Origin of the sequence: Burkholderia sp. Bp9142 (genome assembly GCF_003853415.1) — a bacterium.
In the GTDB taxonomy this organism is placed as follows: Bacteria; Pseudomonadota; Gammaproteobacteria; order Burkholderiales; family Burkholderiaceae; genus Burkholderia.
The window spans coordinates 151,096-174,071 of sequence record NZ_QTPP01000005.1; the positions used below are offsets into that span (position 1 = coordinate 151,096).

General features: G+C 68.8%; 21 protein-coding genes. 4 read left to right on the forward strand and 17 right to left on the reverse strand.

The window, feature by feature from the left end:
* Positions 1-76 precede the first annotated feature (76 nt).
* The 5 genes from purH to DIE22_RS08025 all read right to left on the reverse strand — a co-directional run bounded on the left by purH (position 77) and on the right by DIE22_RS08025 (position 5,782).
* A complete protein-coding gene (gene purH, locus DIE22_RS08005) occupies positions 77-1,642 on the reverse strand; it encodes a bifunctional phosphoribosylaminoimidazolecarboxamide formyltransferase/IMP cyclohydrolase (protein ID WP_044848279.1) in 1,566 nt (521 codons plus the stop codon).
* A 44-nt stretch (positions 1,643-1,686) separates the two neighbouring features.
* The gene (locus DIE22_RS08010) at positions 1,687-1,920 is read right to left on the reverse strand and encodes a Fis family transcriptional regulator (RefSeq protein ID WP_006476892.1); all 234 of its coding nucleotides are present in this window, start codon (positions 1,918-1,920) and stop codon (positions 1,687-1,689) included.
* Complete coding sequence (gene dusB, locus DIE22_RS08015) at positions 1,917-2,984, reverse strand: tRNA dihydrouridine synthase DusB (RefSeq protein WP_124498207.1); 1,068 nt, start codon at positions 2,982-2,984, stop codon at positions 1,917-1,919. The genes DIE22_RS08010 and dusB overlap by 4 nt, the downstream gene beginning before the upstream one ends.
* 121 nt (positions 2,985-3,105) lie before the next feature.
* Positions 3,106-4,293 (reverse strand): UbiH/UbiF/VisC/COQ6 family ubiquinone biosynthesis hydroxylase, encoded by a 1,188-nt coding sequence (locus DIE22_RS08020; protein WP_124604837.1) that lies wholly within the window; start codon positions 4,291-4,293, stop codon positions 3,106-3,108.
* A gap of 91 nt (positions 4,294-4,384) precedes the next feature.
* A complete protein-coding gene (locus DIE22_RS08025) occupies positions 4,385-5,782 on the reverse strand; it encodes an aminopeptidase P N-terminal domain-containing protein (protein WP_124498209.1) in 1,398 nt (465 codons plus the stop codon).
* Positions 5,783-5,966: 184 nt separating this feature from the next.
* On the opposite strand from DIE22_RS08025, the gene DIE22_RS08030 reads away from it, so the two are divergent.
* On the forward strand, positions 5,967-6,581 hold the full coding sequence (locus DIE22_RS08030; protein ID WP_124498210.1) for a glutathione S-transferase family protein: 615 nt from the start codon (positions 5,967-5,969) through the stop codon (positions 6,579-6,581).
* A 104-nt stretch (positions 6,582-6,685) separates the two neighbouring features.
* On the opposite strand, the gene DIE22_RS08035 is transcribed toward DIE22_RS08030, so the two are convergent.
* The 4 genes from DIE22_RS08035 to DIE22_RS08050 all read right to left on the reverse strand — a co-directional run bounded on the left by DIE22_RS08035 (position 6,686) and on the right by DIE22_RS08050 (position 11,228).
* The gene (locus tag DIE22_RS08035; protein WP_124604838.1) at positions 6,686-8,305 is read right to left on the reverse strand and encodes an FMN-binding glutamate synthase family protein; all 1,620 of its coding nucleotides are present in this window, start codon (positions 8,303-8,305) and stop codon (positions 6,686-6,688) included.
* Between the two features lie 121 nt (positions 8,306-8,426).
* A complete protein-coding gene (mnmA, locus tag DIE22_RS08040; protein ID WP_124498212.1) occupies positions 8,427-9,596 on the reverse strand; it encodes a tRNA 2-thiouridine(34) synthase MnmA in 1,170 nt (389 codons plus the stop codon).
* Positions 9,593-10,102 carry an NUDIX hydrolase gene (locus tag DIE22_RS08045; RefSeq protein WP_124498213.1) on the reverse strand — a complete coding sequence of 170 codons (510 nt, stop codon included), beginning with the start codon at positions 10,100-10,102 and terminating at the stop codon, positions 9,593-9,595. Before DIE22_RS08045 ends, mnmA begins: the two co-directional genes overlap by 4 nt.
* A 205-nt stretch (positions 10,103-10,307) precedes the next feature.
* A complete protein-coding gene (locus tag DIE22_RS08050) occupies positions 10,308-11,228 on the reverse strand; it encodes a LysR family transcriptional regulator (RefSeq protein ID WP_124498214.1) in 921 nt (306 codons plus the stop codon).
* 80 nt (positions 11,229-11,308) lie between these two features.
* Here DIE22_RS08050 and DIE22_RS08055 point away from each other — a divergent pair, with 80 nt between their 5' ends.
* Positions 11,309-12,232 (forward strand): carbon-nitrogen hydrolase family protein, encoded by a 924-nt coding sequence (locus DIE22_RS08055; RefSeq protein ID WP_124498215.1) that lies wholly within the window; start codon positions 11,309-11,311, stop codon positions 12,230-12,232.
* A 135-nt stretch (positions 12,233-12,367) separates the two neighbouring features.
* Here DIE22_RS08055 and DIE22_RS08060 read toward each other — a convergent pair whose 3' ends face one another.
* The 8 genes from DIE22_RS08060 to DIE22_RS08095 form a co-directional block, all read right to left on the reverse strand.
* The gene (locus DIE22_RS08060; RefSeq protein ID WP_124498216.1) at positions 12,368-13,054 is read right to left on the reverse strand and encodes a YafY family protein; all 687 of its coding nucleotides are present in this window, start codon (positions 13,052-13,054) and stop codon (positions 12,368-12,370) included.
* Between the two features lie 73 nt (positions 13,055-13,127).
* Positions 13,128-13,538, reverse strand: a complete 411-nt coding sequence (locus DIE22_RS08065; protein ID WP_124498217.1) for a VOC family protein — start codon at positions 13,536-13,538, stop codon at positions 13,128-13,130.
* Between the two features lie 287 nt (positions 13,539-13,825).
* Positions 13,826-15,124 (reverse strand): class I SAM-dependent RNA methyltransferase, encoded by a 1,299-nt coding sequence (locus DIE22_RS08070; protein WP_124604839.1) that lies wholly within the window; start codon positions 15,122-15,124, stop codon positions 13,826-13,828.
* Positions 15,125-15,290: 166 nt separating this feature from the next.
* The gene (locus DIE22_RS08075; RefSeq protein WP_124498219.1) at positions 15,291-17,414 is read right to left on the reverse strand and encodes a site-specific recombinase; all 2,124 of its coding nucleotides are present in this window, start codon (positions 17,412-17,414) and stop codon (positions 15,291-15,293) included.
* Positions 17,415-17,916: 502 nt separating this feature from the next.
* Positions 17,917-18,651 carry a membrane integrity-associated transporter subunit PqiC gene (locus DIE22_RS08080; RefSeq protein WP_124604840.1) on the reverse strand — a complete coding sequence of 245 codons (735 nt, stop codon included), beginning with the start codon at positions 18,649-18,651 and terminating at the stop codon, positions 17,917-17,919.
* Positions 18,648-20,267: an intermembrane transport protein PqiB gene (locus DIE22_RS08085; RefSeq protein WP_124498221.1), complete on the reverse strand. Its 1,620-nt coding sequence runs from the start codon at positions 20,265-20,267 to the stop codon at positions 18,648-18,650. Before DIE22_RS08085 ends, DIE22_RS08080 begins: the two co-directional genes overlap by 4 nt.
* Entirely contained in the window at positions 20,260-20,889 is a 630-nt protein-coding gene (locus DIE22_RS08090) for a paraquat-inducible protein A (protein ID WP_124498222.1), read from the reverse strand. The genes DIE22_RS08085 and DIE22_RS08090 overlap by 8 nt, the downstream gene beginning before the upstream one ends.
* Positions 20,886-21,551: a paraquat-inducible protein A gene (locus DIE22_RS08095; RefSeq protein ID WP_124498223.1), complete on the reverse strand. Its 666-nt coding sequence runs from the start codon at positions 21,549-21,551 to the stop codon at positions 20,886-20,888. The genes DIE22_RS08090 and DIE22_RS08095 overlap by 4 nt, the downstream gene beginning before the upstream one ends.
* 257 nt (positions 21,552-21,808) lie before the next feature.
* Here DIE22_RS08095 and DIE22_RS08100 point away from each other — a divergent pair, with 257 nt between their 5' ends.
* Positions 21,809-22,369, forward strand: coding sequence for a cytochrome b (locus DIE22_RS08100; RefSeq protein ID WP_124498224.1), 561 nt, complete (start codon positions 21,809-21,811; stop codon positions 22,367-22,369).
* 8 nt (positions 22,370-22,377) lie between these two features.
* Positions 22,378-22,938: a YceI family protein gene (locus tag DIE22_RS08105; protein ID WP_124498225.1), complete on the forward strand. Its 561-nt coding sequence runs from the start codon at positions 22,378-22,380 to the stop codon at positions 22,936-22,938.
* Positions 22,939-22,976: the final 38 nt, after the last annotated feature.

Consider the following 22,976-nt stretch of genomic DNA (forward strand, 5'->3'; position numbering starts at 1 on the left):
GGCGCCGCGCAACAAAAAACCCGGCGGGTGCGATGCCGCCGGGTTTGCGTGCGGCGGCCGTGCGGGCCGCATGCGATCAGTGACGGAAGTGACGCACGCCCGTCAGGATCATCGCGATGCCGTGCTCGTCGGCTGCCGCGATCACTTCGTCGTCGCGCATCGAGCCGCCCGGCTGGATCACGCAGGTCGCGCCTGCCGCGACAACGACGTCGAGACCGTCGCGGAACGGGAAGAACGCATCCGACGCGACGGCCGAGCCGGCCAGCGTGAGGCCGGCGTTCTGCGCCTTGATGCTGGCGATGCGCGCGGAATCGACGCGGCTCATCTGGCCTGCGCCGACGCCGAGCGTCATGCCGTTGCCGCAGAACACGATCGCGTTCGACTTCACGTACTTCGCGACGCGCCATGCGAACAGCAGGTCGTCCATTTCCTTCGCGGTCGGCTGGCGTTTCGTGACGACGCGCAGTTCGCTCGGCTGCACGTTCTTCGAATCGAGCGACTGCACGAGCAGGCCGCCGCCCACGCGCTTCAGGTCGAATGCGTTATGGCCGTCGCCCAGCGCGATCTCGAGCAGACGCACGTTCTGCTTCGCGGCGAACACCTGCTTCGCGGCGTCCGTGAACGACGGCGCGATCAGCACTTCGACGAACTGCTTCGCCACCGCCTGCGCGGCCGTCTCGTCGACTTCGCGGTTGAACGCGATGATGCCGCCGAACGCCGACGTCGGGTCGGTCTGGAATGCCTTCGCGTACGCGTCGGCCGAGTCGTTGCCGACCGCGACGCCGCACGGGTTCGCATGCTTGATGATCACGCAGGCCGGCGCGTCGAACGTCTTCACGCATTCCCACGCCGCGTCCGAATCCGCGATGTTGTTGTACGACAGTTCCTTGCCCTGCAGCTGGCGGTAGTTCGCCAGTGCGCCGGCCGGTGCCGCGAGGTCGCGGTAGAACGCGGCGCTCTGGTGCGGGTTCTCGCCGTAGCGCAGGTCCTGCACCTTGTCGAACGCCATGTTCAGCGTCGCCGGGTACGCGCTGCGCGACGCGTGCTGCAGCTCGTCGGTCAGGCTCGTCAGGTAGTTCGTGATCGCACCGTCGTATTGGGCGGTGTGCGCGAACACCTTCGTCGCGAGGCGGAAGTTGGTCGCGTAGCCGATCGCGTTGCCGTTCGCCTTCATTTCGTCGAGCACGACCGCGTAGTCGGCCGGATCGACGACGACCGTCACGTCGCGGTGGTTCTTCGCGGCCGAGCGCAGCATCGTCGGGCCGCCGATGTCGATGTTCTCGATCGCGTCGGCGAGCGTGCAGTCGTCCTTCGCGATCGTCGCGACGAACGGATACAGGTTCACGACCAGCAGGTCGATCGTCGGGATGCCGTGCTGCTCCAGCGCCTGCATGTGCTCGGGCAGGTCGCGGCGGGCGAGGATGCCGCCGTGCACTTTCGGGTGGAGCGTCTTCACGCGCCCATCGAGCATTTCCGGAAAGCCCGTGTAATCGGCCACTTCGGTAACGGGCAGGCCCGCATCGGCCAGGAGTTTCGCGGTGCCGCCGGTCGACAGCAGCTTGACGCCGAGGTCGGACAGCGACTTCGCGAAGTCGACGATGCCGGTCTTGTCGGAAACGGAAATGAGCGCTTGCTTGATCATGATGGAACCACCAATAGCCAGGGAAACGGGGACGGGACGGCCGCCTACAGCAGGCCGTGCTGCTGCAGCTTCTTGCGCAGCGTATTGCGATTGATGCCGAGGTACTCCGCGGCGAGCGACTGGTTGCCGCCGGCCTGTACGAGCACGACCTCGAGCATCGGCTTTTCGACGCAGGACATCACCATTTCATAGACGTCGTGCGGATTGGAGCCGTCTAGATCCCGGAAATACACGTCCAGGCTCTCGCGGACACATTGTTCGATGTTGTGCTTGCTCATGCTGCTAACTGGTTATGGTCGTCCGACTCGCCCTGGCCGTTTTCCTCTTCGTCATCGACGTAGACGAGGTGGTCCGACAGCGCCTTTTGCGCCTCGAAGAATGCATTGACGGCGGCGAGCTGCTCGCGGGTGGAATCAAGCGTGTTCATCCGGTGCCGGAACCCGTTGGCACCGGAAAGGCCGCGAGTGTACCAGCCGATGTGCTTGCGCGCAGTACGGACGCCCGTGAATTCACCGTAGAACGCGTAATGGTCTTCCAGGTGTTCGTTCATCACGTGCTGGATCTCGTCGATCCGCGGCGGGGGCAGCAGCTCGCCGGTTTGCAGGAAATGATCGATTTCGCGGAACAGCCACGGCCGGCCTTGCGCGGCGCGACCGATCATCAGCGCATCGGCGCCGGTTGCGTCGAGCACGGCCTTCGCTTTCGCCGGCGACGTGATGTCGCCGTTCGCGACGACCGGGATGCGCACGGCCGCCTTCACGGCCGCGATGGTGTCGTATTCGGCATCGCCGCGGTACAGGTCGGCGCGCGTGCGGCCGTGCACGGTCAGCATCGAGACGCCGGCCGCCTCGGCGAGGCGCGCGACCGTGATCGCGTTCTTGTGCTCGCGGTCCCAGCCGGTGCGGATCTTCAGCGTGACGGGCACCGCATCCGGCCCCGTGCCGACCGCCGCGACGACGGCCTCGACGATCCGCTGCACGAGCGGCTCGTTCTGCAACAGCGCGGAGCCGGCGGCGACGTTGCAGACCTTCTTCGCCGGGCAGCCCATGTTGATGTCGATGATCTGCGCGCCGTTGTCGACGTTGTAGCGGGCCGCTTCGGCCATCATCGCCGGATCGGCGCCGGCGATCTGCACCGCGATCGGCTCGACTTCGCCTGCGTGGTTCGCCCGTCGCATCGTCTTCGCGCTTTTCCACAGCTGCGCGTTGGACGCGACCATCTCGGACACGGCGTATCCGGCCCCCAGCCGCTTGCACAGCTGGCGGAACGGACGATCCGTCACCCCGGCCATCGGGGCGACGAACAGGTTGTTACGCAAAACGTGAGAGCCGATAACGGGCATTGCAATGGCACCACCCGCGAGCGCCGGGCGTCGCGGGCAAAAAAGGGCGGTGGGAAAACGCGCATTTTACCGTATTCCCATGCCCCGCCGATTTGACCCGGTTTGCGCGGCGCGCCGCGCGTCAGTTGCGCTGGCCGAACATCATCTGGCGCGCGATCGCCTTCTTGAGCGGCGGCACGAATTCGAGTGCGGTGAGCGCCGCGCCGCGCAGCAGCGGAAGCGGGCCGGTGTCGACCGTGAACAGGCGCGCGAGCGTGTCGGTCGCGCCGATCGTGAAGCGCCGGTCGAGCACGCGCCGCGCGTTGAAGGTCGCGAGCGCGGTTGCTTCGAAGCCCTGCGTGGACAGCGTGTCGACGAGCGTATGCGCATCGCGCAGCCCGAGGTTGAGCCCCTGGCCGGCGACCGGGTGCAGCGTTTGCGCGGCGTTGCCGACGATCGCGATGCGTCCGCTGACGAGCGTCTGCGCCGCGTTCAGGCCGAGCGGGAACGATGCGCGTCCCGCGATCGCGACGAACTGACCCATGCGCTCGCCGAATGCCGCGCCGAGTTCGCGCAGGAACGCGTCGTCGGGCAGGGCGGCGCGGCGGGCCGCCTCGTCGGGCGTGCAGCACCACACGAGCGAATACTCGGCCTGGCGCGGGCCGCCGAGCGGCAGCAGCGCGAGCGGGCCTTGGTGCGTGAAGCGTTCCCACGCGACGTTCGGGCGCGGCGCCGAGACCGTGACCGTGCCGACGATCGCGGTCTGACCGTAGTCGCGGCGATGGTTGCCGGTATCGGCCTGCTGCTCGTGGAACAGCCCGCCTTCCGCGTTGATGACGATGCGCGCGCGCAGCGTGCGCTCGCCTTGCGGGCCGTCGAGCGTCAGCGTGACGCCGTCGGCGTCCTGTTGCGGCGCGCGGGCGGTGGTCGACGTGAGCCAGTCGACGCGCGTGCCGCGCACCGCCTGCGCGAGCGCCTGCACGATCGAGCCGTAGCGCACCACGTAGCCGAGCGCGGCGAGGTCGTGCTCGTCGCGGTCGATCAGCGTGCGGCCGAAATGGCCGCGCTGCGACACGTGGATGTGTTCGATCGGCGTCGCGTCGCCGGGCCACGCGAGCGTGTCGAGCAGCACGCGGCTGCCGTGCGACACGGCGATCGCGCGCGGATCGTTCGCGCTCGCGGCCGGCTCGCGCGCGTCGATCAGCGCGATCGACGCGTGCTGCGTCGCGCTGCGCCGTGCGAGCCAGCCGGCGAGCGCGAGCCCGACGGGGCCCGCGCCGACGATGGCGAGGTCGTAGTCCGGCGTGGCCGGGGAGGAAGCGGTCGTCATCAGTGTTCGTGAAACGGAGTAACGGTCAACGGCGGGTCAACGGCGGGTCAACGGCGCGCCCGCCGACGCGCGATGGCAGCCTGCGGCACGCTCAGGCGCCGTGCGGCGCGCTCGCGCGCATCAGTGCCTCGATCTCGGCGGCCGCCACCGGCACGTCGCGCGTGATCAGCTCGCAACCGTGCTCGCGCACGATCGCGTCGTCCTCGATGCGGATGCCGATGTTCCAGTATTCGGACGGCACGTCGTCGGCGGCCCGCACGTACAGGCCCGGCTCGACGGTGAGCGTCATGCCGGGTTTCAGCGTGCGCCACGGCAGCGCGCCGTTGGCGTCGCGCTCGGCGAGCCGCTCGCGGTAGTCGCCGCAATCGTGCACGTCCATGCCGAGCCAGTGGCCGGTGCGGTGCATGTAGAAGCGTGCGTACGCGCGCTCGGCGATCACGTCGTCGACGCTCGAGAAGCGCGTTTTCGGGATGATGCCGGCATCGAGCAGCCCCTGCGCCAGCACACGCACGGCCGCGTCGTGCGGCGCCTCGAACGGCACGCCCGCGCGCGTCGCGTCGATCGCGGCCTGCTGCGCGGCGAGCACGATGTCGTACAGCGTGCGCTGCGCGGGCGAGAAGCGCCCGTTGGCCGGGAACGTGCGCGTGATGTCCGACGCGTAGCCGTCGAGTTCGCACGCCGCATCGATCAGGATCAGGTCGCCGTCCCGCGCGGCCGCGTTGCCGGCCGGGTAGTGCAACACGCATGCGTTCGCGCCGGCCGCGACGATCGAGCCGTACGCGGGCGCCTGCGCGCCATGCTTGCGGAACGTGTACAGCAGCTCGGCCTCGAGTTCGTATTCGCGGATTCCCGGGCGGCACACCTGCATCGCGCGGCGATGGGCGAGCGCGGAGATGTGCGCGGCGCGCATCATGATCGCGAGCTCGTGTTCGTCCTTCACGAGCCGCATGTCGTCGAGCAGCGGCGTGAGGTCGAGCAGCGCGTCCGGCGCGGCGACGCCCGCGCGCGCCTGCGCGCGCACCGCATCGATCCAGCCGGCGAGCTGGCGGTCGAATTCGGCCGATGCGCCGAACCGGTAGTGCACGGTGCCCGCATCGGCGAGCAGCCGCGGCATTTCGGTGTCGATCACGTCGACTGCGTAGGCCGCGTCGAAGCCGAACGCATCGCGCGCGGCCTCGGGCCCGTAATGGAAACCTTCCCAGATCTCGCGGTCGGCATTCTTCGCGCGGCAGAACAGGACCGATTCCGGCGCGCCGTGCGAGCCGGCCGCGCTCAGCACGAGCACGGCATCCGGCTCGGTGAAGCCCGTCAGGTAATGGAAATAGCTGTCGTGCCGGTACGGGAAGGCCGTATCGCGGTTGCGCAGCATTTCCGGCGCGGTGGGGACGATGGCGACGCCGCCGCCCGCGGCACGCAGTGCGGCAAGCACGCGTTCGCGGCGCTGGCGGTAGACGTCGACGGCGATGGCGGTATCGAGGGGCGCATTCATCGTGCGATTGTAGCGCCGCCGGACGCGGCGCGTGAAAGCCGCGGCCGCAAGCAGCGCCGGACGGGGCTCGGCGACGGCTGTTGCAAACCATCCACAGGCCGGACGGGCGATTTCCTACCCGGCCGCGCCGGCCGGTTATGATCGGCGACAACTTATACTCTCGGCGGTTCCCTTAAAAAGGCAGATGATGAAATTAATCGGTTCGCTCAGCAGCCCGTACGTCCGAAAGGCGCGGATCGTGCTTGCTGAAAAGAAGATCGACTACAAGCTGGAGCTCGAGAACGTGTGGGCGCCGGAGACGGACATTCATGCATCGAATCCGCTCGGCAAGGTCCCGTGTCTCGTGATGGAGGATGGGGCCGCGGTGTTCGATTCCCGCGTGATCTGCGAATACGTCGATACGCTGTCGCCGGTCGGCAAGCTGATTCCGCCGTCGGGGCGCGAGCGCGTCGAGGTGCGTTGCTGGGAAGCGCTGGGCGACGGCGTGCTCGACGCGGCCGTGGCGATCCGTCTCGAACACACGTTGCGTGAAGAAGCACAGCGCAGCGCGAGCTGGATCGCGCGCCAGCAGCGCAAGATCGACGACGCCCTCGTCGCGATGTCGCAGGGCCTCGGCGGCAAGACGTGGTGCGTCGGTAATCATTACACGCTCGCCGACATCGCGCTCGGCTGCGCGCTCGGCTACCTCGACTTCCGGATGCCCGAACTCGACTGGCGCGACCGCCATCCGAACCTCGACAAGCATTTCGTGAAGCTGTCGCAGCGGCAGACGTTCGCCGACACGCTGCCGCAAGTCTGACCGGCTGCCGGCCGCGGATCGTGCAAACAAAAGAAAAGCGCCCCGCGAGGCGCTTTTCTTTTTGGCGGATCGCCCGGGCGACGGGCGGTCGCGCGTATCACGCGTTACTCGATCGACGTGTAAACGGTCTCGCCGAGCACGAACGAATCGCTGCGCGCGATCGGCCACCACTTGTCGTACAGCGTATAGCCGCAGGTCTGGCCGTCGAGCAGCGCGCCGGGCTTCAGGTACTTCAGCAGCTGCGACATCAGCCGTACCTCGTGCGGCGCGACGCGCTGCACGATGTGATGCGCGCGCAGCTCGGACGGATGGCCGAGGCCGGCCGCCTGCACGAGTTCCTGCAGCGCATGCAGCGTATTGCGGTGGAAGTTGTACACGCGCTCGGCCTTGTCCGGCACGACGAGGGCGCGCTGGCGCACCGGATCCTGGGTGGCGACGCCGGTCGGGCAGCGGTCGGTGTGGCAGTGCTGCGCCTGGATGCAGCCGACCGCGAACATGAAGCCGCGCGCCGAGTTCACCCAGTCCGCGCCGATCGCGAGCGTGCGCGCGATGTCGAACGCGGTGATGATCTTGCCGCTCGCGCCGAGCTTCACGCGGTCGCGCACGCCGATCCCGACGAGCGTGTTGTGGACCAGCAGCAGCCCTTCCTGCAGCGGCACGCCGACATGGTCGGTGAATTCGAGCGGCGCCGCGCCGGTGCCGCCTTCCGCGCCGTCGACGACGATGAAGTCGGGCACGATGCCCGTCTCGGTCATCGCCTTCGCGATCCCGAAGAATTCCCACGGATGGCCGATGCACAGCTTGAAGCCGGTCGGCTTGCCGCCCGACAGCGTGCGCAGCCGCTCGACGAATTCGAGCAGCCCGCGCGGCGTCGAGAATTCCGAGTGCGTCGCGGGCGAGATGCAGTCCTTGCCCATCGGCACGCCGCGCGTCTCGGCGATCTCCGGCGTGATCTTCGCGGCCGGCAGCACGCCGCCGTGGCCGGGCTTCGCGCCTTGCGACAGCTTGACCTCGATCATCTTGACCTGCGGATCGGCGGCCTGCTTCGCGAACTTGTCCGGGTTGAACGTGCCGTCCTCGTTGCGGCAGCCGAAGTAGCCGGACGCGATTTCCCAGATGATGTCACCGCCGTTCTCGCGGTGATATTTCGACAGCGAGCCTTCGCCCGTGTCGTGCGCGAACCCGCCTTTCTTCGCGCCGAGGTTCAGCGAGCGGATCGCGTTCGCGGACAGCGAGCCGAAGCTCATCGCCGAGATGTTGAAGATCGAGATGTCGTATGGTTGCGCGCGGTTCGCGCCGACCCGGATGCGGAAGTCGTGGTTCGGCAGCTTCGTCGGCGCGAGCGAGTGGCTGATCCATTCGTGCGCGACGGCCTTCACGTTCAGTTCGGTGCCGTACGGGCGGTTGTCGGCGACGTTCTTCGCGCGCTGGTAGACGAGGCTGCGCTGGGCGCGCGAGAACGGCTTCTCGTCGGTGTCGTCCTCGACGAAATACTGGCGGATCTCGGGGCGGATGAATTCGAACAGGAAGCGGAAATGGCCCCAGAGCGGGTAGTTGCGCAGGATCGCGTGGCGGTCTTGCTTCAGGTCGTACAGGCCGAGTGCGACGAGGGCGACGGGGAGGATGATCCACAGCCAGGGAAGCACGTGGATCGACGCGAGTGCGGCCGCCGCAACGAGCAGCAGGACGGCACACCACATCGCGAGGTAGCGTCGTGAAAGCATGGGGGCTCCGTAAGCATCTTGAAATGCCGCCATGCGTACGCTGCGAGGGCGGCGCGCCGCGGCCGCGGCGGAATCGTGTTCCGCCGGGCGCGGCGTGCCGCAAGTCTAAACCGAATGGATGTCAGCGTGCTTCGGCGAGCGCGCCCGCGTGGGCTGCCGCCGGTACCGGCGCCGTCTGGCCGGGCTGGCCGGTGGCCGCGAACTCGATGATGCCGCCGCCGAGGCAGATCTCGCCCTCGTACAGCACGGCCGACTGGCCGGGCGTGACCGCCCATTGCGCGTCGTCGAACGTGAGCGAGAAGCGTCCTTCGTCGGCCTGGCCGAGCGCGGCCCGGCCGAACGAGCATGCGGCATCGGCCTGCCGGTAGCGCGTCTTCGCGCCGCACGAGAAGCCGTCGGCCGGCGGCTCGCCCGCGACCCAGCTCACGTTGCCGGCGACGAGCTCGCGCGACAGCAGCCACGGATGGTCGTGGCCCTGCACGACGTACAGCGTGTTCGACGCGATGTCCTTCGCGGCGACGAACCACGGCTCGCCGCTGCCGTCCTTGCTGCCGCCGAGGCCGATGCCCTTGCGCTGGCCGAAGGTGTAGAACGCGAGGCCGATGTGCTCGCCGACCACCTTGCCGTCCGGCGTCTTCATCGGGCCCGGCTTCGTCGGAAGATAGCGGTTCAGGAAGTCGCGGAACGGCCGTTCGCCGATGAAGCAGATGCCGGTCGAGTCCTTCTTCTTCGCGTTCGGCAGGCCGATCTGCGCGGCGATCTCGCGCACCTTCGTCTTCGGAATCTCGCCGAGCGGGAACATCGTCTTCGACAGCTGCGCCTGGTTCAGCCGGTGCAGGAAGTACGACTGGTCTTTCGTATGATCGAATGCCTTCAGCAGTTCGAAGCGACCGTCGCGCTCGCGTACGCGCGCGTAGTGGCCGGTCGCGATCATTTCCGCGTCGAGCGACATCGCGTGATCGAGGAACGCCTTGAACTTGATCTCGGCGTTGCACAGCACGTCCGGGTTCGGCGTGCGGCCGGCCGAGTATTCGCGCAGGAATTCGGCGAACACGCGGTCCTTGTATTCGGCCGCGAAGTTCACGGCTTCCACGTCGATGCCGATCAGGTCGGCGACCGACACGACGTCGATCCAGTCCTGGCGCGTCGAGCAGTATTCGCCGTCGTCGTCGTCTTCCCAGTTCTTCATGAACAGGCCGACCACGTCGTACCCCTGTTCCTTCAGCAGCCACGCGGTCACCGACGAATCGACGCCGCCCGACATGCCCACTACTACACGGCGCTTGCTCATTTGTTTACCGCCTGACGGTCGAATGCGTCCGGACGCGGCGCGACCGAATGCGTATGCACGAAATCGAGCGGAATCCGCCGCCCGGCGAGATAGTCGTCGACGCAGCGCATCACCGCCGGCGAGCGGTGGCGTTCGCTGCACGCGCGCAGTTCGTCGGCGCTCATCCACAGCGCGCGGACGATGCCGTCGTCGAGCGTGTGGCCCGGCAGCGGCTCACCGGCCGTGCCGCAGAACGTGAAGCGCAGGTAGGTCGCGCCGGCGGTGCCGGGGCGGTCGTAGTGCGCGAGATAGACGCCGACGAGCGCGTCGGGGACGAACGGATGCGCGGTTTCCTCGAGCGTCTCGCGGATCACGGCGTCGGCGAGCGTCTCGCCGGCTTCGAGATGGCCGGCTGGCTGGTTGATGCGCAGGCCCGTCGAGGTTTCTTCCTCGATCACGAGAAAGCGGCCGGCGCGCTCGACGAGCGCCGCGACGGTCACATGCGGGGTCCAGATTTCGGGTTTCATGGTTCGGCATTTTACCGGTTGCGCCCGGACGCTGCCGGCCGCATCGTCAGACGAATCCGACCCTGGTCATTTCATGGGCACGGCGGTGACGGGCGCCCCATTCGCCGCGACACGTATCGGGTATCGGCGGTGTGGCCTGCCTCGATCGGCGAGCGGCCCCGGCGGCAGGGCCGAACCGGTAGCGGTTCAATCATGCCCCGTTTTTTCACGGCGCGACGATCGTCGCGACGCAGGCGGCGATCGTGTCCCGCACGCGCACGATCGCCGGATCGCGCTGCGTGCTCGTGCGCCAGCCGATCTCCACCGGGTAGCGCGGCAGCTCGACCGGGCACGCGAGCGCGCGCAGCGACGTCGATTGCGCGATCGCGCGTGCGGCGTGCGCGGGGATCGTTGCCACCGCGTCGGAACCGGCGAGCAGGTACGGCAGCGCCGCGAAGTGCGTGGTCGAGGCCGCGACGCGCCGTTTGTGGCCGAGTGCGGCCAGCGCCTCGTCGACGATCCCGATCACGCCGCCCGACGACACGAGCAGGTGATCGCGCTGCAGGAAATCGGCGAGCGCGAGCGTGCGCGGCGAGCGCGCGCGGCCGGCCGGATCGACCAGGCACGCGTAGCCGCCCGTCGCGACCGCGCGCCGGCTGAGGCCGTTGGCCGAAAACCCGCCCGACGCGATCGCGAGATCGACGCCGTGCCGCAGCAGTGCGTCGCCGGCGATGCCGCTGTGCGTTTGCCGGAAGATCAGCCGGATGCCCGCGGCTTCCCGCGCGACCGCGTCGATCAGCGCGCGGCCGAGTGCGATCTCGAAGTCGTCCGACAGCCCGATCGAGATCGTGCGGCCGACGCGCTCGCCGCTATCGGCCGCGATCGCGAGGCTTTCGCGGCAGCGGTCGAGCGCATCGGACAGGATCGGCTTCAGTTCGTCCGCGCGCGGCGTCGGTGCGAGCCCGCGGCCGGTGCGCACGAACAGCGGATCGGCATAGATCACGCGCAGCCGGGCGAGCGCCGCGCTGACGGCCGACTGCGTGAGGCCGAGCCGCAGCGCCGCGCGGCTCGCGCCGCCTTCCTCGTACAGCGCCTCGAACACTTTCAGCAGGTTCAGGTCGAGTCCGGCGATATCATCTGAATTCATGTCAGTTATCGTTGTATCGATTTGATCGATGAAATGATATCGACAAAGATGGCGTCACCCCACTCACTGGAGACGTCTTCATGTCCACCTCAGTCATCGCCGCGCTGCAGATCGGCGCATCGCCCGCCGGCACGCGCGCCACGCTCGACACGATCCTCGGCTACGAAACCGCGATCCGCGACAGCGGCGCGTCGCTCGTCGTGCTGCCCGAGGCCGTGCTCGGCGGCTACCCGAAAGGCGAGATCTTCGGCACGCGGCTCGGCTACCGGTTGCCCGAGGGCCGCGACGCGTACGCGCGCTATGCCGCGCAGGCGATCGACGTGCCGGGGCCCGAAACCGACGAACTGGCCGCGCTGTCGCAGTGCACGGGCGCGAGCCTCGTGGTCGGCGTGATCGAGCGCGGCGGCAGCACGCTGTACTGCACGGCGCTGTTCTTCGATCCGCGCGACGGGCTCGTCGCGAAGCACCGCAAGCTGATGCCGACCGGCACCGAGCGGCTGATCTGGGGGCAGGGCGACGGCTCGACGCTGCCGGTGGTCGACACGGCCGCGGGCCGCGCAGGCGCCGCGATCTGCTGGGAGAACCACATGCCGCTGCTGCGCTGCGCGATGTACGCGAAAGGCGTGCAGATCTGGTGCGCGCCGACCGTCGACGAGCGCGACCTGTGGCAAAGCTCGATGCGGCACATCGCGCACGAGGGACGCTGCTTCGTCGTGAGCGCGTGCCAGGTGCAGCCGTCGCCGCGTGCGCTCGGCATCGACGTGCCGGGGTGGGATCCCGAGCGGCCGCTGATCCGCGGCGGCAGCGTGATCGTCGGGCCGCTCGGCGACCTGCTGACGGAGCCGCTGATCGGCGAGGCCGGGCTCGTGACCGCGCGCATCGATACCGATGAGCTCGTGCGTGCGCGTTACGACTTCGACGTCGTGGGGCACTATGCGCGCGCCGACGTGTTTTCGCTGCACGTCGACGAGCGGCCGAAGCGGTCAGTGGTGTTCGGGGAGTGACGGGCGTTATCGGCGCGCGGACGCCCCGGCGCACGAATGGCGGCGGGGCGGGGGCGGGCTTGCCGCCTGCTGCCGCCATTGCCGACGTGCCCGCGCATGCCGAAGCGGTGAAGCTGTCGCTCGGCGCCGCGCGCGTCAGCGCATCGGCGCTTCCGCGATTCGCATGTAGTCGGCGATCCGCCGGCCTTCCATGTCCGGAAACTGCTCGTGCACGGTGATGTCGCCCATTCGCGCGATGTCGAAGGTGCGGAAGTCGTCGCGCAGCTCGCACCACGCGCCGATCGTCCAGCGTCCGCCCCAGTAGACGAGCCCGAGCGGCCACACGCGGCGCTGCGTGTGCGCGCCGAGCCGGTCGCGGTAGTCGAAGCTGACGATGTGGTGCGTGTCGACCGCCTGGTGGATCGCGTCGACCTTCGCGCAGAACGTTTCGTCGATGTGGAACGACGGCGCGAACACCGGCAGGCGGTCGAGCGCGGTGCGCTTGTCGGCCGGCATCGCCGACGCGATCTTCGCGAGTGCCGACCGCGCACCGCCCGCGAAGCGCGCGCCGCCCCAGGTCTCGAGCATCCTCGCGCCGACCGCGAGCGCCGCGAGTTCCTCGGCCGTGAACGTGAGCGGCGGCAGGCTCGCGTTGCGGTTCAGCCGGTAGCCGATGCCGGCTTCGCCTTCGATCGGCACCCCTGACAGTTGCAGGTCGCGCACGTCGCGATAGACCGTGCGCGGCGACACCGACAGCCAGTCGGCGAGCTGCTGCGCGGTCGTGAGACGCCGCCCGCGCAGCAGCTCGGCGATCTGGAACAGGCGGTCGGCACGGCGCGTCATGGCTGCACCTCGACTCCAGCGGCTAGGGGGACTTCGCGATGATAGCCCCGCGCCGGCCGGATCGTGGACGCGCTCAGTGGCATTTCGGTGCGTGCAGGCCGACGCGGTTGCCTTCGGTATCGATCAGGTAGCCGATGTAGCCGTAGTTGTTCGGCAGCTCGACGACCGAGCCCTGCACGACGCCGCCCGCGCGTTTCGCGCGCTCGAGCGCCGCGACGACCGACTCGCCGGCGTTCAGGTACACGAGCACGCCGTTCGCGCTCGGCTTCATCTGCTGCGGATCGAACACGATGCTGCCGCCCGTGCTCGACGCTTCGTGATCGAACACGGCCATCGGCACGCCGCCGATGACTTCGCGCTGCAGCGTCGTTTGCAGCACGGTTTCGTAGAAACGGATCGCCCGGTCGAAATCGAGGGACGGGATGTCGAACCACGCGATCGCGCGTTCCAGCGTTGCGGTTGCGGTTGCAGTTGCGGACGTCATGACGAGCTCCTTGTCTTGTTCGGGTTCTTGATGGAAACCAGCCTTGCATTGCGCCGGGATTGCAGTGTGACGGGGGGCTGCTGACAGCGTGCTGTCAGTAGTCACGGCGGGGCTGACAAAAGGCAGCTTCGCCGGCGCAAGAGCCGTGCGAAACCTCAGCGGCGTGACAGTGGCGGAGCGGCACGCGTGGCGCCACCCGCATGGGTGCGGCGGAAAGAAAAATGCCCGGCCGATTGGCCGGGCATCTTCTGGGTGTCAGCAGGCGGCCGCAGCGGCCGCTTCGCGCGTCAGGCGTCGCCTTCCGGCGCGGCCGGGCGTGCCTTCACGCTGCCGGCGATCAGGTCGAAGCGGAACAGCCGGCATTCGAGCGCGCCGTTGAACAGCGGCGTCTTCGCCGATTCGCGCAGCCGCAGCTGGCCCGGCAGCGACCGGTCCGACGTCAGCAGGAACGCCTGCCAGCCCGTGAAGCGCTGCTTGAGCGCATCGCCGAGCGCGTTGAAGAACTCGCTGTCCGGCGCGTCGGTGTGCGTGCGGCGGAACGCGTCGTCGTTGCCGCGGTTGCGGCCCGTCTCGCGTACCTCGCCGCGCGCGCTGCGGCCGCGCACCTCGATCCGCTCGCCGTACGGCGGGTTCGCGAGGATGATGCCCGGGCCGTCGCACGGCGGCGTCATCCCGCGCGCGTCGACCTGCTTGAGCCATACCGACGGCACGCCCGCGCGTTCGAGGTTCGCGCGCGCCTTCTCGAGCATGTCGCCCGAGATGTCGCTGCCGTACACGCCGAGCGCATCGCGCTTGCCGCGCGCCGCGCGCTTCGCGTCGAGCGCCGCGACCTTCAGGCCCTGCCAGGCGGTGATGTCGTACTGCTTGAGCTTTTCGAAGCCGAAGCGGCGCTCGACGCCCGGTGCGACGCCGAGCGCGATCTGTGCGGCTTCCGCGAGGAACGTGCCGCTGCCGCACATCGGATCGTACAGCGGCGTGCCGGGCGTCCAGCCCGTCAGGCGCAGGATGCCGGCCGCGAGGTTCTCGCGCAGCGGCGCCGCGCCCTTGTCGAGACGCCAGCCGCGCTTGAACAGCGGCTCGCCCGACGTATCGAGGTACAGCGTGCACTCGGTGGCCGTCAGGAACGCGAACACGCGCACGTCCGGCGCCCCGGTGTCGATGCTCGGCCGCGAGCCGGTCTTGTCGCGCATCCGGTCGCAGATCGCGTCCTTCACGCGCAGCGTCGCGAATTCGAGGCTCTTCAGCGGCGACTTGATCGCGGTGATGTCGACGCGCAGCGTCTGCGTCGACGCGAACCAGCGTTCCCACGGCTGCTCGAGCGCGAGCGCGTAGACGTCCTGTTCGTTGCGGTACGGGCGGTGCGCGATCTTCAGCAGGATCCGGCTCGCGATCCGCGAATGGAGGTTCGCGGCCATGCCGGCGGCCCAGCCGCCGCGGAAATGCACGCCGCCCGGCACCTGCGCGCCCGGGGTGAACGGCGCGCCGTCCAGATGGCGGCCGGCGATTTCGGCCAGCTCGGCGGCAAGCGCCGCTTCGAGGCCGCGCGGGCAGGGAGCGAAGAATTCGTACAGGGTGGGCGAGGACATAAGGCGGGTGAGGACGTGCAAAAGTCCACCATTGTACGCGGCGCGGGCGGCCGGAGCCGGCGTTGGGTCCGATTTGGGACGCCGCCGAGGGCGCACCGGCCGTGACGGCGCGCCGCCAGGGCCCGTGCGGCGGCGCCCGCCCGGGCGGCGCGGCGCCGTCAGACGGTCAGTGCGAGCCCGGCTGGCCGGCCCGCGCGGCCGTTCCACCGGCCGGCCAGAACAGCGCGGACGGCTTCGACAGCACAGTGCGGACGATCGCGCCGACCAGCGCGCGCACCTTGGCGCGGCGCAGGCTGCGCGAGCGCACGGCCATCGTAAACGCGAGCGCGAAGCTCACGAGCACGTTGAGGACCGCCATGCTCAGCACGCCGGCGCAGGCCCACCACAGCTCTGGCGTGCCCAGTGCATCCTTGCCGAGCACGCCGAGCGCGATTCCGATCGAGCCGGCCGACAGCGTCACGTGCCGCACTTCGAACGGGAACAGGAACACGGTGACGATCGCCGGGATCAGGCCGAGCATCAGGCCGAGACCGACGTTGGCGACCACGCCCGCGACGTTCGACCGGCAGAAGTGCGCGAGCTTCGCGGCGCCCGACGCACCGAGCGTGATCCGCAGCCGGCGGTTGTACGCGAGCGCGTCGCCGACCCGGTGCAGCACGAACCAGTTGTCGGCCCAGCCCGCGAGCAGGCTCGACGCCCACAGCAGCACGCCCGTGAGCGCCGCGTAGAGCGGCGTCGGGCCCAGCAGCGAGAACGAATGCAGCGTCGCGTGCGCCTTGTCCGGCGAGATCAGGTTCGCGTGCAGCAGGTTGCCCGCGAACAGCTGCACGAGCAGGCACACGGGCAGCACGACGAGCACGTTGCCGGAGATCGCCGCGGCCTGCGTGCGGATCAGCGCGATCACCGACGCGACGAACGCCTTCACGCCTTCCTCGTGACCGGTGTCATCGAGCTCGCGCGCGAGCGTCGGCGCGGTCATCGCGGGCTGCTTGGTCGCGAGCGTGAAGTGCAGGAAGTGCATCAGCATGAAGCTCGCCGCGTAGTTGACGCCCGCGAGCAGCCCTTCGAGCATCGACTGCAGGTGCGCGCCCGTGATCGCGAACTTCACGCACACGGTCGCGACGGTGACGAGGCCGCCGCCCGCGGCCATCCGCAGCATCTTCAGGTACTCGGCGCGGCCGCGCGAGATGTAGTGCTCGCCGGTGTCCGCGTTGGTCTCGACGAGCTTGCGCGCGAACAGCGAGAAGTTGCTGCGCACGAGGTGCGTGACGCTCTGGCTGTTCTGGTTCGCGTCGACGAGCTCGGCCGTCAGGCGCGCCATCCCGCGCAGGTCGTCGCGTGCCATCCACGCGTTGAGCAGCGTTTCCGCGCGCAGGATGCGCATGCGCATCCGTTCGACCTGGAACACGATGTCGACCGACACGCCATTGCGGTACAGGTGCGCGAACACGTCATCGACCGCGATCCGGCATTCGTCGAGCAGCACGCGCAGGTAGTTCACCTCGTGCAGCAGCTTGCTCGCGTCGCCGCCGTCCTCGGCGGCCGCGTGCGCGGTCTCGACCGCGAGCATCGCGCGCGTGAGGCGGTAGAACGGCTGCGCTTCGAGCGGCTTGCGCGCGTCGTCGTCGGACAGGCGGCTGCGCACCGTCTGCGACAGGCCGGTCGAGCTGATCTGGCAGGTCAGGTTGTGCAGCGCGGCCAGCAGGTCGCGCGAGAACGAGCCGGGCTCGTGGCGTTCTTCGTCGGTGACGTCGAACGAGATCAGCTCGGCGAGGCGGGCGAGCAGGTCGTCGGGCAGCGCATCGATCCATTGCGCGTCTTCCGGTGCCGGGAACATCAGCGTGAACAGCGCCGTCAGCTCGCGGCGGTTCGGCGCGGGCGGAATCAGCGACGAGTCGATCCGCTCGAACAGCGCGCCGAAGAAGCCGGAGTGCACCGGCATGCCGGCGTCGCACAGCAGCGAGATGCCGTCGCATTCGCGCAGGATCCCGCGCAGGATGCGCGCCGCGTGCGATTTCCACGCGGGATTGCGATCGAGCACGTGGAACAGGTAGCGCAGCCGCGCGTGCGCCGGGTACACGCGCGTGTCGGCATCACGCTCGGCCGGCGCATCCTGCGTGGCCTGCATCGCGCCGTTGCGGCGCAGCCAGTGCGCGAGCTCGATCAGCCATTCGCTGCGCTCGGCGTACGACGCTTGCGCGTCGGCATGCGCGAGCAGCGCATCGAGCTGGTGGCTCGCATTGCGCGACGCGCGCCACTTCTTGATCAGGGTCGTCAGGGAACGAAACATAAACGGATTGGCGAAAGCCCTGGACGGGCGGGTTCGGGATGCCGGCCGGGAACACGGCGCGGCGCCGGGGAGAACGGTGAGGCGGGTCGCGTTGCCGGACGATGCGCGGCGACCCGCGATGCGGCTGCCCCGATGCGGTGCACGCGGATTGCGTGCGAGCCCCGGGAGATGCGGAGATCGCGCCGGACGCGAACGGATCGCCGCCGGCTGGCGCGCACGACAGGGGAGCCGGCCGGAAAGTGCGTAGGATCGTCAATCGGCCGCGAAAACGCAAGCCGACCGCACTGCGTGGCGCCGGTTCCGGCGGATTTTGACAAACAGTGCAAAGCTGCCGTCCGGCCGATGGGTGACGTGCAGCATCGGCCTTGTCGGCGATGGCGGCCGGTTCGCGGGCGCGGCGGCGCGCGCCCGCGGATCGCTGCCGATGAGCGCTACCGGGCGACGCGTGCCGAATGCAGTCGCATGCGCGAATGCACCGGACACCGGCGCGCGCGCCGCACGCTTACGCGCCGGACTTGCCGGTCGCGCCGGCGTCGCCGCCTGGCGTCGGATTGGCCGGGCAGGGCACGACGGGCGCGGCCGCCGCCGCCTTGCCGGATGCGGTCGTGGATGGGGCCGACGCAGCCGTCGCCCCGCGCCGCGCGGCCAGCGCGCGCACGCCGGACGCAGCCTGCGACGCAATCACGTCGAGCGCGCGCCGGTGCCCGGCGACGAGCGCGTCGTAGCCGTCGGCGACCGGTTCGGCGACGCTCGTGCGGCACGTCATCACCGCCTGCGTGCCGAGCGCGCGCACGCTCCACACCGCATCGATCGCCGCACGCTTGCCGGGCCACGACTCGAAGCGCTGCACGTTCACGCTGATTCGATAGACGGGCACGCCGGCCGGGTACGCGGAATTCGCGACATCGATCGTGCCGAGCTGCGCGGCGAGATCGTCGGACAGCGCGCGGCGAATCTCGTCGGCGGGCGGCGCGGCCCAGCGCTCCTGTTCGAGCACGTCGACCTGCGCGGCGTTCTTCTGCACGACGAGCTGGTTCTTCGCGACCTGTTCGGGCACGCCGACCGACGGCACTTCGATCAGGAACGCCGGGTTGGCGGGCGCGGTGCGCACGGGCGCCGCGGCGTCTGCCGGGCTCAGCGTATAGAACCGCGCGGGCGGCGAGCTGCACGCGGCGAGCGCGAGCGCGGCGAAGGCCGCCGCCGCGCCGCCCGCGAAACCGTTCACGCGTGTCGTCATGGTTTGTCTCCTGGCTTGCCCTTGAGCAGCGATTCGGGATGGCGCTCCAGATAGTCGGCGAGCGCGTTCAGCGATTGCAGCGTGCGCGTGAGCTCCTTCAGCGCGCCGCGCACGTCGGATTGCAGCGGCGAATCCTGCTGCAGCGTCGCCTCGGCGGTCGAGAAGGTCTGCTTCGCGGCCGACAGCGTGTCGCGCGCTTCCGGCGCGACCTGCGTGTCGAGCTGCTTGAACAGCTTGTCGGCGTTCGCGAGTGCGCTGTTCAGGTTCGCGCCGATCTGGTCGAACGGCACCTTGTCGAGCTTCTTCGCAATGTCGGCGACCTGCAGCTGCAGCTCGTCGAGCGTGTTCGGCACGGTCGGCAGCTCGAGCGGCTGGCGTGCCGCGTCGATCGTCACGGCCGGCGCCTTCGGGAAGAAGTCGAGCGCGACGTACAGCTGGCTCGTCAGCAGGTTGCCGGTGCGCAGCTGGCCGCGCAGCCCGTGCCTGACGAGGCGCTCGACGATCTCGCGGCGGGCCGGTTCGCCCTTGCTCTCGATCGTTTCGCGGAAGCGCGGGCCGAGCCGCTCCGGATACACGTTCATCGTCACCGGCATCAGGAAGTTCTTGGTCTTCGGATCGAAGTCGATGCCGATGTTCGTCACTTCGCCAAGCACGATGCCGCGGAAGTCGACCGGCGCGCCGACGGCGAGCCCGCGCAGCGACTGGTTGAAGTTCATCACGACCTGCAGCGGCTGGCCGTCCGGGTCGCGCATCGCGTCGGCCTCGTCGGAGCCGAGACGGAAGGTCGTGTTGTTCGGCGCGGTCGCGCCGCTGTCCTGGTTCGGCGGCGTCTGGAACGCGATGCCGCCGAGGATCACCGTCGCGAGCGACTGCGTGTTCAGCTTCAGGCCGCTCGAATCGAGCCGCAGGTCGACGCCGCTCGCCTGCCACCAGCGCGAGTTCACGCCGACGTACTGGTCGTACGGCGCATTGACGAACACGTTGAACGTGACGCCCGTGCCGTCCTTGTCGAGCGAGAAGCCGACCACCTGGCCGACCTGCACGCGGCGGTAGTAGATCGGCGAGCCGATGTCGACCGAACCCAGCGAATCGCCGCGCAGCACGTACTGCGTGCCTTTCTGGTCGCCGGTCACGGCCGGCGGGGTTTCGAGGCCCGTGAAGTCGCTCTGCGAGTCCTGCCCGTGGCCGGCGTCGACGCCGATGTACGCGCCCGAGAGCAGCGTGCCGAGCCCCGACACGCCGGTCGCGCCGATGCGCGGACGCACGATCCAGAAGCGCGAGCCCTTGACCGCGAAGTCCTCGGCTTCCTTCTTCAGCTGCACCTGGACGAGCACGCGCGACAGGTCCTTCGACAGCTTGATCGTCTTGACCATGCCGATCTCGACGTCCTTGTACTTGACCTGCGTCTTGCCCGGCTCGAGGCCTTCCGCGCTGTGGAAGCTGATCGAGATTTCCGGGCCGCGCTCGCGCACGGACTTGATCACGAGGCCGATGCCGATCAGCGCGGCGATCAGCGGCACGAGCCAGACGAGCGACGGCAGCCAGCCGCTTTTCGTCGAGATCGCCGGATCGGGCGGCCGGGACGCGTCGTGCTGCGGGCCTTGCGGACTATTCATGGTGTTTCCCTGAGGTTTCGACTGGATCCCAGATCAGGCGGGGATCGAACTGCATCGACGCGAGCATCGTCAGGATCACGACCGAGCCGAACGCGAGCGCGCCGGGGCCGGCCGTGATGACGGCGAGCGAACGGAAATGGACGAGCGCGACGGTGAGCGTCACGACGAAGATGTCGAGCATCGACCAGCGGCCGATCCGCTCGACGATCCGGAACAGGCGCGTGCGCTGCAGCGGCCGCCACGCGGCGCGCCGCTGCGCGCTGCTGACGAGGATCGTCAGCACGCCGAGCTTGAGCATCGGCACGAGGACGCTGGCGACGAACACGACGACCGCGAGCGGCCAGTCGCCGGATGTCCAGAAATAGATGACGCCGCTCATGATCGTGTCTTCCTGCGAGCCGACGATCGATGACGTGTGCAAGATCGGCAGCAGGTTCGCCGGAATATAGAGGATCGCGGCCGCGATCAGCAGCGCCCACGTGCGCATGATGCTGTTCGGCGTGCGGAAGTGAAGCGTGCTGCCGCAGCGCGCGCAATGCGCGTGCGGATGGTCGATCGTCTGCACGAGCCCGCATGCGTGACAGCTGGCGTAGCCCTCGCGGGCGGCGGTCGGCATCGTCATCGGCGGGGGGCTTCCGGCAGCGGCGCGGTGTTGTCGGGCCGCGCGGGCGGACGCCCGGCGCGCAGGTCGTCGGCCATGTCCCACAGCGTGCGCGGATCGAACATCAGCACGACGGCGGTCATCAGCGTCAGTGCGCCGAACGCGAACAGCGCCGCGTCGGGAACGACTCTTGCGAGACTCACCATCTTCACGATCGTGACGAGGATGCCAAGCATGAACACCTCGATCATCCCCCACGGCCGCACGAACTGGATCGTGCGCAGCACCAGGTTGAGGCCCGGCGGCACGACGCCCCGGCGGATCGGCAGCAGCACATAAAGCAGCGCGGCCATCTCGACGAGCGGGAAGAGCACGGTCGAACAGAACACCATCACGCCGACGACCTCCATGTCCTGATGCCACAGCGCGTCGATCGCGCCGATCAGCGTCGTCTGCACGCGGGTGCCGTTCAGGTCCATCTCGAGGATCGGGAATGCCTGCGCGATGACGAACGTGACGAGCGCCGCGACCGCAAGCGCGCTGATTCGCTCGATCTGCGTGGTGCTGTCGCGATAAAGCAGCGCATCGCACCGCGGGCAGCGCGCGATTTCGCGGCGCGCGAGATGCGGTTTATGCAACAGTGCGTCGCATTCGTGGCAGGCAATCAGGTCGTGTCGTTGCATGGGAAAAGCGGTTGTGCGACGGGCGGGGGACGCGTCGGCGGGGCCGGAACCCGCGCCAATCTTACCAAAACGGCTTTTTCGACGTGTCAACGGTCGGTTATCGGGTGACCGGTCGGTAACATGGCGTCAACATGGCAGCCGGCTGACGCGCCTGTCCTCAGAGTCCGCGCGCGACAAAAGGTTGCGGTAGCATGGCGCCCTTGACAAGCGTCGGTCGAAGTTGCCGACGCAGCTGTTCGCTCAACTGAGGATCCAAGATGGCATCGAATTCGCTGCCGGCCACGCCGGTACGTTATACGCAGACCGCGATCGCGCTGCACTGGCTGATCGCGCTGCTGATCGTCTGCGGCTTCGCGCTCGGCTGGGTGATGACCGACATCCCCGGCTTCACGCCGACCAAGCTGAAGTACTTCTCATGGCACAAGTGGATCGGCGTGACGGCGTTCGTGCTGGCCGTCGTGCGCGTGCTGTGGCGGGCGACCCACGCGTCGCCGGCACTGCCCGGCAATACGCCGGCATGGCAGCGCGCGGCGTCGCACGGCGTGCACATGCTGCTGTACGTGCTGATGCTCGTGATTCCGGTGACCGGCTATCTGTACAGCTCGGCGTCGAACATCCCGGTCGTCTATCTCGGCATCGTGCCGCTGCCGCGCCTGATCGATCCCGATCCGGTGCTGAAGGAAACCTTCAAGACGCTGCACGTGACTTTGAATTACATTCTGCTTGCACTCGTCGCCATGCACGTGCTCGCGGCGCTCAAGCACCAGTTGTTGGACCGCGACGGCCTGCTGTCGCGGATGCTTCCCTCTGCCAAATGAAGGATCCCATGAACGTGTCTTTCTCCCGCTCCATGCTGACCGCGTTCGCCGCGGTGTCACTTGTCGCGTCGGCCGCGGCGCATGCCGACGTCGATCTCGCGAAGAGCAAGGTGTCCGCCGTGTCGAAGCAGATGAACGTGCCGACCGAAGGCGCATTCAAGAAGTTCTCCGCGCAGGTGAAGTTCGACCCGGCGAAGGCCGCGCAGGGCAGCGCGCAAATGTCGATCGACATCGCGAGCTTCGACCTCGGCGACAAGATGTACAACGAGCAGGTCACCGGCAAGGACTGGTTCGACGCGAAGGCATATCCGCAGGCGAGCTTCGCGTCGTCGGCGATCGCGCCGGCCGGCGGCAACAAGTACAACGTGACCGGCAAGCTGACGATCAAGGGCAAGTCCGAGACCGTCACGGTGCCCGTCACGGTCACGCAGAACGGCGCGACGCAGACTTTCGACGGCGTGCTGCCGATCAAGCGCTCGGCGTTCAACGTCGGCACCGGCGAGTGGAAGGACACGTCGATCGTCGCCGACGAAGTGCAGATCAAGTTCCATCTCGTCGCCGCGAAGTAAGCGGCGGGCTGTCGCATCACCCGAATGCCGCGCGAGGG

Bases quoted from the DNA above. Each gene is read 5' to 3' on its own strand.
- purH (WP_044848279.1), bottom strand. From the start codon at position 1,642: ATGATCAAGCAAGCGCTCATTTCCGTTTCCGACAAGACCGGCATCGTC.
- DIE22_RS08010 (WP_006476892.1), bottom strand. From the start codon at position 1,920: ATGAGCAAGCACAACATCGAACAATGTGTCCGCGAGAGCCTGGACGTG.
- dusB (WP_124498207.1), bottom strand. From the start codon at position 2,984: ATGCCCGTTATCGGCTCTCACGTTTTGCGTAACAACCTGTTCGTCGCC.
- DIE22_RS08020 (WP_124604837.1), bottom strand. From the start codon at position 4,293: ATGACGACCGCTTCCTCCCCGGCCACGCCGGACTACGACCTCGCCATC.
- DIE22_RS08025 (WP_124498209.1), bottom strand. From the start codon at position 5,782: ATGAATGCGCCCCTCGATACCGCCATCGCCGTCGACGTCTACCGCCAG.
- DIE22_RS08030 (WP_124498210.1), top strand. From the start codon at position 5,967: ATGATGAAATTAATCGGTTCGCTCAGCAGCCCGTACGTCCGAAAGGCG.
- DIE22_RS08035 (WP_124604838.1), bottom strand. From the start codon at position 8,305: ATGCTTTCACGACGCTACCTCGCGATGTGGTGTGCCGTCCTGCTGCTC.
- mnmA (WP_124498212.1), bottom strand. From the start codon at position 9,596: ATGAGCAAGCGCCGTGTAGTAGTGGGCATGTCGGGCGGCGTCGATTCG.
- DIE22_RS08045 (WP_124498213.1), bottom strand. From the start codon at position 10,102: ATGAAACCCGAAATCTGGACCCCGCATGTGACCGTCGCGGCGCTCGTC.
- DIE22_RS08050 (WP_124498214.1), bottom strand. From the start codon at position 11,228: ATGAATTCAGATGATATCGCCGGACTCGACCTGAACCTGCTGAAAGTG.
- DIE22_RS08055 (WP_124498215.1), top strand. From the start codon at position 11,309: ATGTCCACCTCAGTCATCGCCGCGCTGCAGATCGGCGCATCGCCCGCC.
- DIE22_RS08060 (WP_124498216.1), bottom strand. From the start codon at position 13,054: ATGACGCGCCGTGCCGACCGCCTGTTCCAGATCGCCGAGCTGCTGCGC.
- DIE22_RS08065 (WP_124498217.1), bottom strand. From the start codon at position 13,538: ATGACGTCCGCAACTGCAACCGCAACCGCAACGCTGGAACGCGCGATC.
- DIE22_RS08070 (WP_124604839.1), bottom strand. From the start codon at position 15,124: ATGTCCTCGCCCACCCTGTACGAATTCTTCGCTCCCTGCCCGCGCGGC.
- DIE22_RS08075 (WP_124498219.1), bottom strand. From the start codon at position 17,414: ATGTTTCGTTCCCTGACGACCCTGATCAAGAAGTGGCGCGCGTCGCGC.
- DIE22_RS08080 (WP_124604840.1), bottom strand. From the start codon at position 18,651: ATGACGACACGCGTGAACGGTTTCGCGGGCGGCGCGGCGGCGGCCTTC.
- DIE22_RS08085 (WP_124498221.1), bottom strand. From the start codon at position 20,267: ATGAATAGTCCGCAAGGCCCGCAGCACGACGCGTCCCGGCCGCCCGAT.
- DIE22_RS08090 (WP_124498222.1), bottom strand. From the start codon at position 20,889: ATGACGATGCCGACCGCCGCCCGCGAGGGCTACGCCAGCTGTCACGCA.
- DIE22_RS08095 (WP_124498223.1), bottom strand. From the start codon at position 21,551: ATGCAACGACACGACCTGATTGCCTGCCACGAATGCGACGCACTGTTG.
- DIE22_RS08100 (WP_124498224.1), top strand. From the start codon at position 21,809: ATGGCATCGAATTCGCTGCCGGCCACGCCGGTACGTTATACGCAGACC.
- DIE22_RS08105 (WP_124498225.1), top strand. From the start codon at position 22,378: ATGAACGTGTCTTTCTCCCGCTCCATGCTGACCGCGTTCGCCGCGGTG.